Annotated in this window: 16 protein-coding genes; 9 read left to right on the plus strand and 7 right to left on the minus strand. The window is 37.7% G+C overall.

The features are described from left to right. Positions 1-64: 64 nt before the first annotated feature. Positions 65-1,000: an SDR family oxidoreductase gene (locus AC2TFD_RS03325; RefSeq protein WP_335512690.1), complete on the minus strand. Its 936-nt coding sequence runs from the start codon at positions 998-1,000 to the stop codon at positions 65-67. A 98-nt stretch (positions 1,001-1,098) separates the two neighbouring features. Between AC2TFD_RS03325 and AC2TFD_RS03330 the strand changes: the two genes are divergently transcribed. Continuing rightward, complete coding sequence (locus tag AC2TFD_RS03330; RefSeq protein WP_484674972.1) at positions 1,099-1,278, plus strand: hypothetical protein; 180 nt, start codon at positions 1,099-1,101, stop codon at positions 1,276-1,278. A 270-nt stretch (positions 1,279-1,548) separates the two neighbouring features. On the opposite strand, the gene AC2TFD_RS03335 is transcribed toward AC2TFD_RS03330, so the two are convergent. Both AC2TFD_RS03335 and AC2TFD_RS03340 read right to left on the minus strand, forming a co-directional pair. Next, positions 1,549-1,680 (minus strand): YjcZ family sporulation protein, encoded by a 132-nt coding sequence (locus AC2TFD_RS03335; RefSeq protein ID WP_335512686.1) that lies wholly within the window; start codon positions 1,678-1,680, stop codon positions 1,549-1,551. A gap of 191 nt (positions 1,681-1,871) precedes the next feature. Further along, the gene (locus tag AC2TFD_RS03340) at positions 1,872-2,354 is read right to left on the minus strand and encodes an FUSC family protein (protein ID WP_335512684.1); all 483 of its coding nucleotides are present in this window, start codon (positions 2,352-2,354) and stop codon (positions 1,872-1,874) included. A 344-nt stretch (positions 2,355-2,698) separates the two neighbouring features. On the opposite strand from AC2TFD_RS03340, the gene AC2TFD_RS03345 reads away from it, so the two are divergent. Then, positions 2,699-2,938 carry a spore germination protein gene (locus AC2TFD_RS03345; RefSeq protein WP_335512682.1) on the plus strand — a complete coding sequence of 80 codons (240 nt, stop codon included), beginning with the start codon at positions 2,699-2,701 and terminating at the stop codon, positions 2,936-2,938. A 350-nt stretch (positions 2,939-3,288) separates the two neighbouring features. Here the strand turns inward: AC2TFD_RS03345 and AC2TFD_RS03350 are convergent, their stop codons facing one another. Next, positions 3,289-4,296, minus strand: a complete 1,008-nt coding sequence (locus AC2TFD_RS03350; protein WP_335512680.1) for a GNAT family N-acetyltransferase — start codon at positions 4,294-4,296, stop codon at positions 3,289-3,291. 167 nt (positions 4,297-4,463) lie between these two features. On the opposite strand from AC2TFD_RS03350, the gene AC2TFD_RS03355 reads away from it, so the two are divergent. From AC2TFD_RS03355 to mtnA, 4 genes are all read left to right on the plus strand, one after another. Further along, positions 4,464-5,906 (plus strand): PstS family phosphate ABC transporter substrate-binding protein, encoded by a 1,443-nt coding sequence (locus tag AC2TFD_RS03355; protein ID WP_335512678.1) that lies wholly within the window; start codon positions 4,464-4,466, stop codon positions 5,904-5,906. 82 nt (positions 5,907-5,988) lie between these two features. Next, entirely contained in the window at positions 5,989-6,981 is a 993-nt protein-coding gene (locus AC2TFD_RS03360; protein ID WP_335512675.1) for a Gfo/Idh/MocA family protein, read from the plus strand. Between the two features lie 169 nt (positions 6,982-7,150). After that, positions 7,151-8,386 (plus strand): S-methyl-5-thioribose kinase, encoded by a 1,236-nt coding sequence (gene mtnK / locus AC2TFD_RS03365; protein ID WP_335512674.1) that lies wholly within the window; start codon positions 7,151-7,153, stop codon positions 8,384-8,386. Between the two features lie 5 nt (positions 8,387-8,391). Beyond that, a complete protein-coding gene (gene mtnA, locus AC2TFD_RS03370; protein WP_335512672.1) occupies positions 8,392-9,456 on the plus strand; it encodes an S-methyl-5-thioribose-1-phosphate isomerase in 1,065 nt (354 codons plus the stop codon). A gap of 209 nt (positions 9,457-9,665) precedes the next feature. On the opposite strand, the gene AC2TFD_RS03375 is transcribed toward mtnA, so the two are convergent. After that, positions 9,666-10,094, minus strand: coding sequence for a GNAT family N-acetyltransferase (locus AC2TFD_RS03375; protein WP_335512670.1), 429 nt, complete (start codon positions 10,092-10,094; stop codon positions 9,666-9,668). A 115-nt stretch (positions 10,095-10,209) separates the two neighbouring features. On the opposite strand from AC2TFD_RS03375, the gene pdxR reads away from it, so the two are divergent. Together pdxR and AC2TFD_RS03385 are read left to right on the plus strand one after the other, a co-directional pair. Further along, complete coding sequence (gene pdxR / locus AC2TFD_RS03380; RefSeq protein ID WP_335512669.1) at positions 10,210-11,613, plus strand: MocR-like pyridoxine biosynthesis transcription factor PdxR; 1,404 nt, start codon at positions 10,210-10,212, stop codon at positions 11,611-11,613. A 367-nt stretch (positions 11,614-11,980) separates the two neighbouring features. Beyond that, entirely contained in the window at positions 11,981-12,325 is a 345-nt protein-coding gene (locus AC2TFD_RS03385) for an avidin-fold protein (RefSeq protein ID WP_335512667.1), read from the plus strand. 169 nt (positions 12,326-12,494) lie between these two features. Here AC2TFD_RS03385 and AC2TFD_RS03390 read toward each other — a convergent pair whose 3' ends face one another. Further along, positions 12,495-13,052 (minus strand): TetR/AcrR family transcriptional regulator, encoded by a 558-nt coding sequence (locus AC2TFD_RS03390; protein ID WP_335512665.1) that lies wholly within the window; start codon positions 13,050-13,052, stop codon positions 12,495-12,497. Positions 13,053-13,062: 10 nt separating this feature from the next. Next, positions 13,063-14,283, minus strand: coding sequence for an MFS transporter (locus AC2TFD_RS03395; RefSeq protein WP_335512663.1), 1,221 nt, complete (start codon positions 14,281-14,283; stop codon positions 13,063-13,065). Positions 14,284-14,756: 473 nt separating this feature from the next. On the opposite strand from AC2TFD_RS03395, the gene AC2TFD_RS03400 reads away from it, so the two are divergent. Next, positions 14,757-15,485, plus strand: a complete 729-nt coding sequence (locus AC2TFD_RS03400; protein WP_335512661.1) for an amino acid ABC transporter ATP-binding protein — start codon at positions 14,757-14,759, stop codon at positions 15,483-15,485. Positions 15,486-15,489 lie beyond the last annotated feature (4 nt).

A 15,489-nucleotide genomic window follows, 5' to 3' on the forward strand; every position in this document is an offset into this window, starting at 1 on the left:
ACTCATCGGAAGCTCTTGTGATTTGTCCTTCATCCACTTTCCAATAAAGCAGTATGAAAGTTTTTTAAGACGATGTAATCTGTCCGCCGTTAACATGAATGGTTTGCCCGGTCATGAATCGGGAATCATCCGACGCAAGATAAACATAGGCTGGGGCAAGTTCAAAAGGCTGACCCTGACGCTGCATGGGATTCCCTGCTAGAGGAATTTGGTCTGCAGAGAAGCTGGAGGGAATGAGCGGGGTCCATACTCGACCAGGAGCAACGGCGTTAACACGAATGCCTTTATCGACTAAATTGTTCGCCAGTGCACGTGTGAAACCAATGTTTGCCGCCTTTGTTGCTGAATAATCGATCAATTGTTCATTTCCGTAAAAAGCAACCACCGAAGCGGTATTGATAATAGAGCTGCCAGCTTTTAAGTGTTTTAGAGCTGCCCGGGTGGTGTAAAAATGGGAATAAATATTGACTTTAAAAGTAGTATCAAACTGTTCATCGGTAATATCTAGGAGGCTTAGCTGCTGAAACTGGATTCCAACATGGTTGCATAGAATATCTAGCTTTCCAAAGGCTTGAACCGTTTTTTCTACGATATCAATACATTGCTGTTTTTCTCGTAAGTCGCCAGGCAATAACAAGCACCGCTGCCCAAGCTCTTCAATCCGAGTCTTTGTTCGATTTGCATCTTCATGCTCATCCAGATAAGAGATAGCAACGTCGGCACCTTCTTTTGCGAAAGCAATCGCTGCAGCTGCTCCTATTCCGCTGTCACCACCAGTGATGAGTGCAGTCTTTCCTGCCAGTTTTCCGCTTCCTTTGTAGTTCGGATTTTCAATGATAGGTCTTGGAACCATCAACTTTTCTACTCCAGGCTGGCGGTGCTGGCGCTGTTCCGGAACCGTAAGAGGTATATCTTCATAGCGTGTTATTTTTCCGTAATGGGGATACATAGGATAATTTTGATCATCTTGTGACACATGTAACCCTCCTTGAAAAACCATTTTGGGTTTAAGATATGATACATGGGCGAATACCGTGCATGGTCTTTCACATTGCTTTAGTGGAATGAATAGTGTGAAGGGTAACCCTTAAGGAGGTAATGTGCTTGTACTATTATAGGTTAAATCGGGAAGTAAAGCTGTTGTTAATTAATCATTCAAAAGACAAGGAAGAGATTCTCTATAACTCCAATCCAACAACTTGGAAAATGCCAAAAATAGGTCCGAGACCGCCGTATTATACAAATTCAAGATATGAACCTTATTACCCTGTAATCTAAAAAATACTATGCTCAGCCTAACGGGATCCGCTGCCTATCGCAACCATTAGAGATGTAATTTAAAAGAGTGCCGAATTGTATATGAATTTGACACTCAATTAGGGCTTAACCTATTGATTAGTCACATAAACGGATGCATATGATAGTGCAGCCGAAGCACCATATTCCCTTATCCTACATTACACATACACCTTAAATAGGTATTCTCAAATACAAAAAAGCCCTCACAAGGGCTTTTTTGTATTTTTAGAAAAGTGTAATTGTTTTTACTTAGAAACAGATTACTGCTCCAACGATGATTAACAAGATAAACAATACAACGATTAATGCAAAACCGCCGCCGAAACCAACGCCTCCGTAGCCGTAGCCACCACAACCACCATATCCGCCGTATCCAAACATTTGTTAGCCCTCCTTTATATACTTATTCCCTATAAAATATGCTGAGAAATTAAGGTGGGAAGGGCTATTTCACTAACTTTTATGAGATCAACTATGGAATATGATTAAAGCAGATGAAAATAAGCCGAACGCTGCTGAAAATCTTTATGCACCTTTGACGCAAATAGCGATCAATCGTAACCATAGTGAGTTCAAGTTTTTCGTAAAATGATCCGGGACCAAACTAATTGAATGATTCCAGCAACCAATACACCGACTAGTGTGTCTCTCAACCTGTCTGTGGCATAATGCTTTGTTTGGTGTTCAAAAGCAAAAACAAATAGTATTGTAATTGAAACCTGATGAAGGACTTTTTTTTCCAATTTAAGATAAATGGAGATGTAACAACCTAAAAGAATTAAAATCCCCAAATTCCAACCGTTAATGTTTAAGTGTCCAGCAATCAAAACTGTAACCAATATTCCGATAATCGTTCCAATCATACGTTTTATCGAAAGGCTAACAGTTTTATCCATTGTAGATTGAATAGTTAGGATCACAGAAAGCGGAGATAAATAAGGATGGTCGGAACCTAAAAGTTCGGATAATTCCCAAGATAAAATAGAGCCTATAGATAATTTCCAAGCTAGGATAGATAAATTTTCATTAAAAAATTTGTTTCTCTGTAATTCCATAGGAACCTCGACTATTTTTATTCTTTTCGTGCATTGTGTAAACTCATCTTAGTCGGTGGGAGCAGAAACTTGGACCTACTTGTTCGTCTTGCGTTAGTTCCCATAATTAAGCTTAACCTAACTTATAAGTTTATATGTAAGGAATTAGCATCACCTTTTAATGATATTGTGAGGTAATTCACAAGCTAACGAACAGTTTTGTTGAAATATACTTATACATTGCACTTTTCAGAAAGCTAGGATAAAAACTATATATTCTGAATTCCATGTTTGTCCATTTCTTATTATGCTTGTTCAACATATTGTATATTAAATTCAAAATGTTCTTTTAACTGGAGGATCTTATGTCTAATCAAATTAAAATTTTCAACCTGCACGTAAACGGGATGGCACAGAATGCAAACATTAATATAGGAAGTACAGTCCAAAATAGCCATACTTCAAACATAAAATTATATGGTGCTAATTTTTCAATGGGAGACTTTTCACCAACAAATTCCCTGATTATTACGGTGACCCAAGATCCCGATATAAGTGATCAAGGTCAAATCGAAAATCCATCTTCAGCAAACAATAGCCAATGATGGTTCATCTATTTCATTCTAGGAACCTGTCTAAGGATTCATGAACTATTCTCTGAACATTTTATGATTAAATATCACGAAAGTGAAAAGAATGGTCATATATATTAGAGCTGCGAAGGCAGCCTTTTTTATTGTAAAAAAATGTGAAGGAATGTACTTACTTCAAGGATAACAATGCCCATTCCTGACGGATCCATGTTCAAAGTTCTGCCTGCTAAGATAAGTTTTCTTCCTTACAGCAATCCTTACAGCACCTCGAAATGACGCTGGACAATGTTTTCTTCTCTTCCTGACCATTTGACCTCATCTAATAATTCAGGAAATTGCAACTTTTCCATGCATCAATCCTCCTATAATATTGGTTTGCAAATACGGTAATGACCTTTACCAGGCAAATAGCCTAAACCTCTATTAAGCTTCTGCATAGCCTCATTGCCTGCTTCTGTCTCCGTCATCATCGTATGAGCCCCTTCATTTATTGCTGCATGAATGGAAAGAAGTTTTAGAGCTTTGGCAACTCCTTGGCCGCGATAGCCTTGTTTCACTCCTGTATAATCCGTGTGCATTACCCCAGTCTCTTCCGTTCTAAAAAGGGTGGACACACCTACGAAATCATCTTCATCAAGAGCGATAAATACCCATTTTTCCTGCGAACAGTCTTCAGGAAGTGCCTCCTTACGCCATTGAGGAAATGCAGGAAGGTTTCCGGATTGTCCTGGGTTGTCTTTTGATGTCTCTACATATAAATCATATAATTTCTTTTCTGACACCTCACCAGCTATATCAGCTAAGGTAACAAAGTAATAACCAGTATCTTTTAATCTATGTATGGGATCTGCTAATTTCGTCAAATCTAGTTGTTTCAAGTTTAACCTTAATTCAAAAATATGTGCCTCCAGTACAAAACCATGTTTCTCTGCAAAAGGTAGAGAGCCAGGGACCCAATCCTTTACTTCTGAAAATATAACGGATGCGTTCTGACTTGCTGCCCAATTTTCGAGATAAGAAAGAATAAGTTCTCCAACACCTTGTCTTTGGTAAGAGGGATGAACGCAAAAAGTACTTGCCAGCTCTCCAGGGTCACTCCAAGGAGCCCGCCATGAGGTACCATAGCCAATTACCTGACCTTCTGTGTTTTCTGCTAAAACTCTTAACCTCCCAAAACCAGTTAGAAGACCATTATCATTTAATGTGAGTGTAGATGTTTGAGGAATATGGCGATCTTCATCCTCAAGAGCCTCAACGGTTGCAGAACCGGGTTCAATAGAGTTAAACAATGTGGCTATATGCTGGTAATCTTCCGGTAACTGAAGATTTCGAAGCCTTATTTTTGTAGATAGATTACTCTCAAACGCCATTAAGCTCTTCCTCCCAATATAAGATTAGAAATTAATTATTCTATCTTTCCTATAAAAATCCTGCTTTTTACAAAAGATGGATACATAAAATAAGCCTATTGTAAAATAATGGTCAAAAGTGTAAAATTACACTATACACCTAAAAAAGTTTTTAGGAGGGACATTCTATGGGGAAAAATATGCTTCAACTGTTTTTGTATTTTGGTGTAGTTCCACTTGCTATTTCATTCATCACACTGATTATTACAACAAATAATTTTTTAATTTCAACCATCCTGCCGCTTATCATTGGCGGGTGTATTGCTGGCGGGATTGCCAGCAGGACACTGCCCAAATCGGATGATAAAAGAGGGCTTAGTCTGCTGTTTTTACTTCCGCTGGCGTATACGGCTGTAATTTGGGCAATTTTTATGCTAATCAGCGGCGGGTTTTACGGGGACGATGTCTGGCTTTTCTACGGAATTCTACATATTGCAATTGCGCCAATCTTTTTTATGACGATGCTAATGGGCGAGGGTAGATTGTTTCTATGGGCGCCACTAACATATGAATTAGCATTTGTGGTTGCTATTTTCATTGCACTTCTCATAAAAAGTATTCGCACCTCTGTTAACAAGAAGCAGGTATTGACACTGATAACTGTTTTTGCCCTGGCAATGGGTACAGGTTCAGCTGTTCAGTGGCACCGGAGTAAGACGGTCCTGCCATCCTATGGCTTTGAATATGGGGGCGGCTACTCTTCAACTGATTTATTCCCTTATTATGTTACAAATCCAAATCATATCCTGCCAAAGCTTGAAACAGCGCAAACCTTTACCATTAAGAATCCAAGTGAAATGCCGATATTGGACGGGGCAGAAGCAGCCTACCCAGTCTATTCTGCCTTTGCCAATGCAGTCTACGAAGATATTGGAAAGCTGGATCGGGCAGAGGAAATTGTCAGCTTTACCAATACGATATATTCTTATGAACGCCTCTTATCAGGTGAGGTGGATATTTACTTCGGTGCAGAACCCTCGAAAGAGCAGCAGGAAATGGCCAAACAACAGGGTAAGGAATTAGTCATGACGCCCATTGGCAAGGAAGCATTTGTCTTCTTTGTTAATCCCGATAATAAAGTAGATGGTTTAAAAGTTTCAGAGATTAAAGGCATCTATTCTGGAAAAATAAAAAATTGGTCGGAGCTTGGTGGAAAGAATGAAAGAATCGTAGCCTTTCAGCGGCCGAAAAATTCAGGAAGCCAAACGCTTCTTGAAAAAATAATGGGGAATACGCCAATAATGGAGCCTTTAAAGGAAGATGTTCCTGAAGGGATGGGCGGGATTATCGAGCAAGTAGCCGATTATCGAAATTATGATCATTCCATTGGATTTTCCTTCCGATTTTTTGCAACAGGAATGAGGAACAACCCGGATATTAAACTTCTTGCTATTGATGGAATTGAACCATCTCCAGAGAATATCGCGAGTAGAAAATATCCTTTCACTGCAAACCTTTATGCGATTACGTTAAAGGATAACCCTAAACCGCAGATAGAACCTTTCTTGGAATGGATGAAGAGCCCTCAAGGTCAGGACATTGTCGGAAAAATTGGATACATAAAAAATTGATATTCTCACAATTTGGCCTATGTTAGACTAGTGATATAAGTAAAGCAAAAGGAAATACCCTTTTGTTAAGGAGGAAAAGTGGTTGAAAAAAGTAAGATGGGGAATTTTAAGCACGGCAAATATCGCACAAAAAACGTTAATTCCTGCATTTGATCGTGCCGAAAATGCAGTGGTGGCAGCGATTGCCTCCAGCAGTGGAAAAGCAGAGGATGTTGCCAAACAATTGAATATAGCAAAGTCATATACGAGTTATGAAGAATTGCTGCAGGATCCGGAGATCGATGCAGTCTATATCCCGCTGCCAAACCATTTACATAAAAAGTGGACTATTGAGGCAGCAAAACACGGCAAGCATATTCTATGTGAAAAGCCTGCGTCCCTAACAGCAGAAGAAACCAATGAAATGGTTGAATACTGCAGAGAGAAAAATGTTAAATTTATGGAAGCGTTTATGTATCAATTTCACCCTCAGCATGAAAGGGTACGAGAGATTATCCGTTCTGGCGAAATTGGTGAGGTTAAATACATGCGGGCAAGCTTTTCATACTTCCTATCCCAAAAAGAAGGCAGCATTAAAATGAATCCAAATAAAGGCGGAGGAAGTATCTATGATGTAGGATGTTATGGCATCCATGCCATTAGAAATATACTATGTGCAGAGCCGGTAGAAGTCCAAGCTCACGCTGTGATTGATTCAGACTATCAAGTTGATACCTCCGCATTTGGTTATATGAAAATGGATAATGGCGTTCATGCCCATTTTGATTGCGGCTTTGATAGGGTTTTTAGAGCGGAATATGAATTAATTGGAACAGAGGGTCAGATTAAGGTTCCAAGAGCATTTCGTCCAGATAACAATGGGGGAGAAGGTCTCGTCATTGTCCAAAAAGCCGGTGTAACAAGAGAAGAAAAAATCAGCTGTGATATTTATAAAACGGAGGTTGAGCATATTTCACAAGCCATTTTAGAAAATGGCGAACCTTCTTATACAGGTGAGAATGCGATTCAAAATATGCGTGTCATTGAAGCATGCTATCAATCCATTAAATCAGGAACGACGATACATCTAAATTAGAATCATGTAGTTAAATAAAACAGTGTAAATCCTAAAAGCTTGAGAGGGAGGTACACTGTTTTTTCTTGTGTAAATAATTTTTCGAATTATTTGATTTTCTGGGTTTTTGAGATAATACTCCAGCAATCATAACTATATACTATAGGATATTGTTGCTGGAGGGGTTCACATGAAAGACTTCACAATTGAATATTTCACCATGACGGAACAGGATGCGGTGGATTACGCAAGAACAAGTATTGATTTTTTCCAAACAGATGCTGAATTATCCTGCAAAGAAATTGGTGACGGCAACTTAAACTATGTGTTCAAGGTTGTAGACGGGAAAAACAACAAGTCGGTTATTATTAAACAGGCAGGACCAGTTGCTCGGATCTCCGATGATTTTAAACTTTCGACCGACCGCAATCGAATTGAAAGTGAAATACTAGGCGTACAAAATAAACTAGCTCCAGGGTTCGTACCTAAGGTATATCACTACGATTCGATTATGAACTGCTGTGTGATGGAAGATTTATCAGATCACGAGATAATGAGAACCGCTCTATTAAAACATAAGAAATTTCCGCTCTTTGCTGACCATATTACCTCATTCCTCGTAAATACCTTATTATGTACGTCTGACGTAGTACTAGAACATAAGGAAAAGAAAGCACTTGTTAAGCAATTCATTAACCCAGAGCTATGTGAAATAACAGAAGATTTGGTCTATACAGAACCGTTTTATGATTGTCCTCGTAATGAAGTGTTTGAAGGCTCGAAGGAATTCGTAAAAGACCATATTTGGAATGATAAGAAATTAGTTCTTGAAAGTGCAAAATTAAAATTTGAGTTTATGACAAATGCTCAGTCATTACTGCATGGTGACCTCCATACAGGGTCGATTTTTATCAAAAAAGATTCTACGAAGGTGATTGACCCTGAATTCGCTTTTTATGGGCCGGCTGGTTATGATATTGGAAATATCATGGCCAATCTCATTTTTGCCTATGCCAATGGAAAATTTACGATTGATGATGAGAAAACACGTAATGACTATTTAAATTACCTTGTAACTACTATTAGAGATGTTATTAATCTATTTACAGATAAATTTAATAATGCTTGGGATGATAAGGCAACTGAACGAGTGGCGAGTTATGAAGGATTTAAGGAATATTATTTAGAGGCAATTTTAAGAGATACGGCTGCTGTCACAGGTCTAGAGTTACTGCGCAGAATTATTGGACTTGCAAAAGTGAAGGATATTACCTCCATTCAAAATCCAGAATCCAGAACGCGTGCGGAAAAAATCTGTTTAACCGTAGGAAAAGAATTAATACTCAACCGTGAATCAATAAAATCTGGACCTGATTATATCAATGCCATTCATGGTGCTGAACGAACATCGGTGAAGGAGGCGTAATACATTTGCAAAATCCAGTTACTGTCATTCAATCCGTAAGACTAGATGATGAGAATGATACGTTAGTATTGTTAGATCAAACGGTTTTACCGAATGAGACCAGCTTCTTAGCGTTAAAGGAATTAGAAGATATTTGGGATGCCATTTATCAATTAAAGGTTCGCGGAGCACCCGCCATTGGGATTGCTGCAGCATATGGTGTCTATTTAGGGACAAAAAAATCAACAGCAGAAACCTATGAAGCTCTTTTTGAAGATTTTAAGAAAGTGAAAGATTATTTGGCCACTTCACGTCCAACTGCTGTAAATCTGTTTTGGGCGTTAAATCGGATGGAAGCGCGATTTAAGCAAGAAGCAGGGAAAAGTGCAGTAGAGGTGAAGGCTGCACTAAAAGAGGAAGCTGATGCGATTCGGGCTGAGGATGAAAAAATCTGTGAAAGGATTGGAGAAAATGCCTTATCCTTGCTTGAACACGGATGGGGAATTCTTACTCATTGTAATGCAGGAACGATTGCGACCGCCAAATATGGAACAGCATTAGCCCCGATTTATTTAGGGCAGGAAAGGGGCTATAACTTCAGGGTATATGCAGATGAGACTAGACCATTATTGCAAGGTGCCCGCCTAACAGCCTGGGAGCTTCAGCAGGCAGGAGTGAATGTCACATTAATTTGTGATAATATGGCTTCGATTGTCATGAAAGAAGGGAAGATTCAGGCAGTGTTGGTTGGCTGTGACAGGGTAGCAGAAAATGGCGATAGTGCCAATAAAATTGGGACATCTGGTGTAGCGATTCTAGCCAAACACTACAAAATTCCGTTTTATGTTTGTGCTCCATTGTCAACGGTTGATTTGGAGTGTAAAACAGGGGATGATATTCAGATTGAATTGCGTCCTTCTGAGGAAATAACAAGCAAATGGTATGAAAAGTCCATGGCACCTGAGGGTGTTCAAACCTATAATCCGGCCTTTGACGTTACCGACCATTCATTAATCACAGGGATCGTTACGGAAAAAGGGATTGCTTATGCACCGTATACAGAAAGTCTTCCAAGGATGTTTGAAAAATAAACCATAAAAGCTAGGTCTATCGAGAAAAGGCTCCTATATTCGGCTGCCTTCTTAATATGAACATAAGAACTGACATGTGAATTGGCACACGTCTGTTCTTATGTTCACGGGCAGGTGAGTTGAACAAAAAGGTTTAACAAAGTTAACACTTTTATGAACTATATGAAAAAAAGAGCTTCAGTTGGTCCTTTTTTTACCATAATTCTGATTTAAACTCTTTTTAAAAAAACATAGCTAACCTTGTCATATTCCATCTTATTTTCATAAAAACGATGAGCATCTACTCTTTGTAAACCTGATGATAGTGAGACAATATCATAGCCATTTTCCTTTGACCACTTTTGTACATAATTTAGAAGTGCTTCTCCATACCCTTTCGAACGACTATCTGAATCTGTAACTAAATCACAAACCCAAATGGACCTTCCATTGTATAAAGTAATCATAGGCATAAAGCCTGTTACTGCTACCATTTTTTCATTATCATACAAAGCAACCAATTTATAACCTTCCTTTTGGATTGCTTCTTGAACTAATTGAAGATAATTTACCTCATCCAAATGAGATCTCAATTGCTTCATCACAACAAATGCTGCCTTCCATTCCGTCTCATTTTTCAATTCCTTAATTAAAACCATTTTTCTTCATCTCCTTGAAGAGTTGTTTAATTATTATTAAATCACAACCTGGTATAATCGAAAGTACCAGATACGATAAATTTAATGGTACCAGTCAGACAATGGGAGTGGAATAATGATTGAAATAACCCCCGTTTTGGATAGTAGAAGTAATAGTCCACTGTATGTCCAGCTAGCCAATTACATTAAACAAGAAATTTTATCAGGAAGAATAAAACCAAATGAAAAATTACCTTCAAAGCGAAATTTATCTCGTTACCTTAATTTAAGCTTAAATACAATTCAGTCAGCCTATGAACAGTTATGTGCAGAAGGATATGTAGAAAGTAAACCCCGTAAAGGAATATTTGTTTCAACTTTTAATGAAGAAATTCCCTCTAACCAAATATTTTCTCAAAAATGTGAGCCAGAGAATGAGGAATTGAAAGTAAATATTAAATATGATTTCAATTCAGGTAAGGTAGATTTAGAACACTTTCCATATTCCATATGGCGAAAATTAACCATTCAATCTTTATACCAAGATAAGGGCGAATTATTTTATAATGGAAATCCGCAAGGGGAGTTGTTACTTCGAGAACAAATTGCAAAATATCTATTTGCATCTAGAGGTGTAAGGTGCTCTGCCAATCAAATCATCATTGGTGCAGGTACTCAGGTACTTATTGGATTATTATCTCTGTTAATTGGTAAAGACCATATCTATGCACTTGAGAATCCTGGTCTCCATAGAACGAGGACTACTTTACAAGATCTAGGAGTCCATACGATTTCAACACCTCTTGATGAAGATGGAATTAATATAAATCAATTAAAAAATAGTGCTGCCAGTGTTGTTTATGTTACACCATCTCATCAGTTCCCTTATGGAATGATAATGCCAATTTCACGAAGAATGGAATTGTTAAAATGGGCAGAAGGCAAGAACGGTTATATTATTGAAGATGACTATGACGGTGAATATCGTTTTAAAGGGAAGCCGATTCCTTCCTTACAGGGGTTAGATACAAAAGGAAATGTTGTCTATTTAGGGACATTTTCCAAGTCATTGATTCCGTCTATTCGTATAAGTTATATGGTTTTACCATCCTCGTTGATTAAAAAATATCAGGAGAGCTTTACTGTTTATAAGCAGACCGTTTCTCGCCTTCACCAGGATACTCTTTATCGCTTTATGAATGATGGACATTGGCAAAGCCATTTAAATAAAATGAGAACTCTTTATCGTAAAAAGCACAGTACCTTAATGGTATCTATTCAAAATTATTTTGGGGAAAATGCAATTGTTGTGGGTGGAAATTCGGGACTTCATATTGTTTTGGAAGTGAAAAACAGTATGAAGGAAGATGAGTTAATTAGCAAGGCATTGAATGTTGGTGTCAAGGTATATCCAATATCGATATATTATCACTGTGCAAAAGAAAGCTTAAGTCCTGGAGTCATACTAGGCTTCGGAGGTTTATCAGAAACGGAAATTGATATAGGAATTCGTTTATTAAAAGAAGTTTGGGAGCTTTAAATATTCCATACGACAATAAGGAATATGGTTATTTGTGGTAAAATGTAAGTGTTAGGAGGGGTTTTTTTGGAATTTATTATGATTTTAGTCGCTTTTTTAGTTTGTATGGCTATTGGTTCATTACTAAATATACTTTTAAAGACAACCAAAAAAATAAATTGGCTTATAACCTTCTTTGTAAGTCTATGTGTATCAATATTTGCTCAAATCTTAAACATTATGTGAAAATATCCAATTAGGATAAAAGATAAATTTCAACCAATTCAAATATTATGCCAACATTAGTATTTAGAATATTTAACTAATAAAAGCAGGCTAGATTAAGAAATAATGATTAATATATTGGTAGGTAAAGGAGAAGCGAGTAATGATAAATTATAATGGACGTAATTTTGTATCCATCGAAAATACAGAAAATGGAGAGGTTTCTTCGCAAACTTTATTTAAATATAAACAAAAGGGACATATAATCTCAGCGACATATAGTGGCGGAGAAATTATACAAGGTACTTTAATTGGAGTAGTCCAGGATGATTGTTCCCTAGAGTTCAGATACAACCACGTGAATAATAAGAATGAAATTAGAGGTGGAAAATGTGTTTCTATTCCTAAAATCTTGCCAGACGGAAGAATTAGACTTTATGAAAAATGGAGATGGCTTGATGCCGAAAATACTGAGGGAAGTTCCATTATTGAAGAAGTTGTTGGATGAAATTATTAAACTTATGAAGTAGTTCTTGTTTCACGAGCGGGTGCATTACTCAAACAAGCAAATAGAAATCAAAAAAAGAAATGGCTTAGTATAGTGAACTTAGCCATTTCTTTTATTGCAAAAACAGATACAAAACACAGTACAAATTGGGTTGCACTTTCGGCTCCCTTTATAGAATACCTTTCCAAAAAATATCAAAAGTAATCCTTTGAACTCTCTCATAAGCTTGGCGTGTTTCATATACTAACTGGATATCGAGGCCATCTAGTATCGTAATAAAAGCAATCGTACATTCTTCAGGGCTTAATCTACAAGGATGTTTGGTAAAGCACGAACTAATTACCTCTTTTAATGTTGCTAGATACAGGCGGAATTGAGAGAGTACGAAATCATGTACATCTAAAGGAGTAATGAATGACAAAGAATACATAAGTGTGACATTGGGTTCCGTTAAAAAACGATTTTTGTGTTCTGTTAAAAAACCGTACAACAGTGTTTCTAATGCTTCCTCTTTATGTTTTTCAAAATAATAACGAACAAAAGCTTGCTCTTCTTCGATTACTTCTTTATAAACTTCAATGAGTAAATCCTTTTTTGTAGGATAGTGATAGGAGAGTGATTGCTTACGAATTCCGGCCTCTTCAGCGATTTGAGCCATTTTCGTTCCATCATATCCAAACTGGTTAAAATGCTTGATTGCTATTTTTTTTATTTCTGGTTTGCTCATTTGTCCTCCGTTAATGAAAAGTTGAAACTTTATCATTGCTTTTTTGAATAATACCTCTTTTTTTACTTGCTGATATGAAATAGATAAGTAGAAACAGTAAATAAGCTACTATCGCTATGTAATATACGGCCTGGTATGAAAATGCTTCTGCCACGATACCAAGAATAATAGCACCTCCTCCTAAACCAAAATCGAAAAAGTTAAAAAAGGATGCCATTGCATTTTCACGTTCATATACCTCAACCAAGTTTAAGCACCACGTCATAAGTGCTGGAAAAATAGCTCCTATTCCAGAGCCATATAAGAATCCAGCTAGTAGAAACTGGAGATCATTCTGTGCTGCAATGAGTACAATAAATCCAGCAATCGTAATGACTCCAAAAGGGATCACCACAACCCCAGCTCCATAACGGTCAAACATCTTACCGGATATAACCCGTACCAATAAACCACTTGCAGCTGATATAAAGAAAAACCAGGCAATTAGGTGAAATCCTTTCTCTACTGCGTATAAAGTCGTAAAAGACATGACACCGCCAGCAGCGATTCCCGTCATCAAGATAAGAATAGAAGGGAGCAGAACTCGTTTTTCTACCCACTTGAATTTTGAGAAGGGGACGGTTTCAGGCTCATTGTCATTACTAAACTCGGATTTTCTAGAAGTAAAACCAGCGAATAAGATCGCTAAAAGTGAAATCGCCATAGCACTCCAAAACATCCCATTAAAATCGAACCAATGTAACACACTGATGCCTAATACCGGTCCGAGAGAAATTGCTACCGTCTCCCCAACACCAAAATAACCCATCGCCTCGCCCATTCGCTCCTTAGGCATGTTTTCAGCTGCAATTGTTGTAATATAGATCGTTGCAAGACCGAATCCAATCCCATGAATCAAACGGATAAAAATTAGAATCCAAATATCTGACGACAGGTAGTATAAACCGGTTGAAAGTGCACAAATGGCCATTCCAATCATTAGCAGGAGTTTCTTGTTGAATTTTGTTGTGAGTATCCCTGCAAATGGGCGGATAAGAATAGCCGAAACGGTGAAAATCCCTGTGACCAGGCCAATTTGAGAAGCCTCTCCGCCAATGCTTGAAACAAATAGCGGCAAGGTCGGAAGCAGCATTTCAAACGCCATAAACAGCAAGCCGTTTGCAATCATAATAAAAATAAAAGAGCGGGTCCATAATTTTACTTTTGAAGCCGTATGGATTTGACCAGTCATAAATTCACCTCAGGTACGATGTATATCCTTCTTGATATTAAGTATTTTATCTGACGTGCGTCAGTTAGTAAATGTTTTTATGAATTTGATGCGATTATGCAGGGAATACCAAGACACGTTCTCTTACATACTTCATTCATTTTATTAACCCACTCTGCCATATCTCGATATGATAAACTCCCTTTTTCGAATTCGTTCACTGCCCATAACTTGTCATCAAATGTGAATTTAGCCATATAAAAAACTGCACCTCCATTGTTAGTTTTGAGTCTAACAATGGAGGTGCAGTACATATCTTGGCGAGGTTTCTTTTTAATTCCGCTATAAAAGATAGTATTAAAAGACTATGAAAAAACAGGTAATTTGTCACTATTTGACAGTTTCGACAAAGCATGACTATAATTTACTTAATTCTGAAAATTTTCAAAAGTGGAAACTCGATAATTGATAGGTTTGTAATAAGGAGGTCAAGCATGATTGTATTTAATAAGGTAAATAAGTTTTATGGAGATTTTCAAGTCTTAAAAGATATTAATCTTACAATCAATCAAGGTGAAGTAGTTGTAGTAATAGGTCCATCCGGTTCAGGGAAAAGTACTCTGCTGCGCTGTATCAATCACCTGGAAACAATCACTGACGGAACACTTACGGTAAATGGGATATCAGTTGGGGATAAAAAAACAGATATCAATAAGCTAAGACGCAATATTGGAATGGTTTTTCAACATTTTTATTTATATCCCCATAAAACCGTGCTTGAAAATATTACTCTGGCTCCTATGAAAGTATTGGGCCAATCCGAAAAAGAGGCTAAAGAAACAGCCCGGCATTATCTAGAAAAAGTAGGGATATTGGATAAGGCTGAATCTTATCCTTCTCAGCTATCCGGAGGCCAGCAGCAGCGTGTAGCAATTGCCCGTGGTCTTGCAATGAAACCAGAAATTATGCTTTTCGATGAACCCACCTCTGCACTTGATCCCGAAATGATCGGGGAGGTTCTGGATGTAATGAAAACCCTAGCTAGGGAAGGCATGACAATGGTCGTAGTAACCCACGAAATGGGCTTTGCTAGAGAGGTGGCCGACCGAATCGTATTTATTGATGCAGGAAGAATTTTAGAAGATGCAGTTCCGGCTGAATTTTATGAGAATCCTCGTGAAGAACGAGCTCGCTTATTTCTCAGCCGTATATTAAATCATTAATAGG

The sequence above is a fragment of the Neobacillus sp. plas4 genome, assembly GCF_057221695.1.

What these genes read in the sequence shown, in the direction of transcription:
- AC2TFD_RS03340 (WP_335512684.1), bottom strand. Translation starts at nt 2,354, where the DNA reads ATGGAATTACAGAGAAACAAATTTTTTAATGAAAATTTATCTATCCTA.
- AC2TFD_RS03400 (WP_335512661.1), top strand. Translation starts at nt 14,757, where the DNA reads ATGATTGTATTTAATAAGGTAAATAAGTTTTATGGAGATTTTCAAGTC.
- AC2TFD_RS03355 (WP_335512678.1), top strand. Translation starts at nt 4,464, where the DNA reads ATGGGGAAAAATATGCTTCAACTGTTTTTGTATTTTGGTGTAGTTCCA.
- AC2TFD_RS03330 (WP_484674972.1), top strand. Translation starts at nt 1,099, where the DNA reads ATGTGCTTGTACTATTATAGGTTAAATCGGGAAGTAAAGCTGTTGTTA.
- AC2TFD_RS03345 (WP_335512682.1), top strand. Translation starts at nt 2,699, where the DNA reads ATGTCTAATCAAATTAAAATTTTCAACCTGCACGTAAACGGGATGGCA.
- AC2TFD_RS03325 (WP_335512690.1), bottom strand. Translation starts at nt 1,000, where the DNA reads ATGGTTTTTCAAGGAGGGTTACATGTGTCACAAGATGATCAAAATTAT.
- pdxR (WP_335512669.1), top strand. Translation starts at nt 10,210, where the DNA reads ATGATTGAAATAACCCCCGTTTTGGATAGTAGAAGTAATAGTCCACTG.
- AC2TFD_RS03395 (WP_335512663.1), bottom strand. Translation starts at nt 14,283, where the DNA reads ATGACTGGTCAAATCCATACGGCTTCAAAAGTAAAATTATGGACCCGC.
- AC2TFD_RS03385 (WP_335512667.1), top strand. Translation starts at nt 11,981, where the DNA reads ATGATAAATTATAATGGACGTAATTTTGTATCCATCGAAAATACAGAA.
- AC2TFD_RS03375 (WP_335512670.1), bottom strand. Translation starts at nt 10,094, where the DNA reads ATGGTTTTAATTAAGGAATTGAAAAATGAGACGGAATGGAAGGCAGCA.
- AC2TFD_RS03390 (WP_335512665.1), bottom strand. Translation starts at nt 13,052, where the DNA reads ATGAGCAAACCAGAAATAAAAAAAATAGCAATCAAGCATTTTAACCAG.
- AC2TFD_RS03335 (WP_335512686.1), bottom strand. Translation starts at nt 1,680, where the DNA reads ATGTTTGGATACGGCGGATATGGTGGTTGTGGTGGCTACGGCTACGGA.
- mtnK (WP_335512674.1), top strand. Translation starts at nt 7,151, where the DNA reads ATGAAAGACTTCACAATTGAATATTTCACCATGACGGAACAGGATGCG.
- AC2TFD_RS03350 (WP_335512680.1), bottom strand. Translation starts at nt 4,296, where the DNA reads ATGGCGTTTGAGAGTAATCTATCTACAAAAATAAGGCTTCGAAATCTT.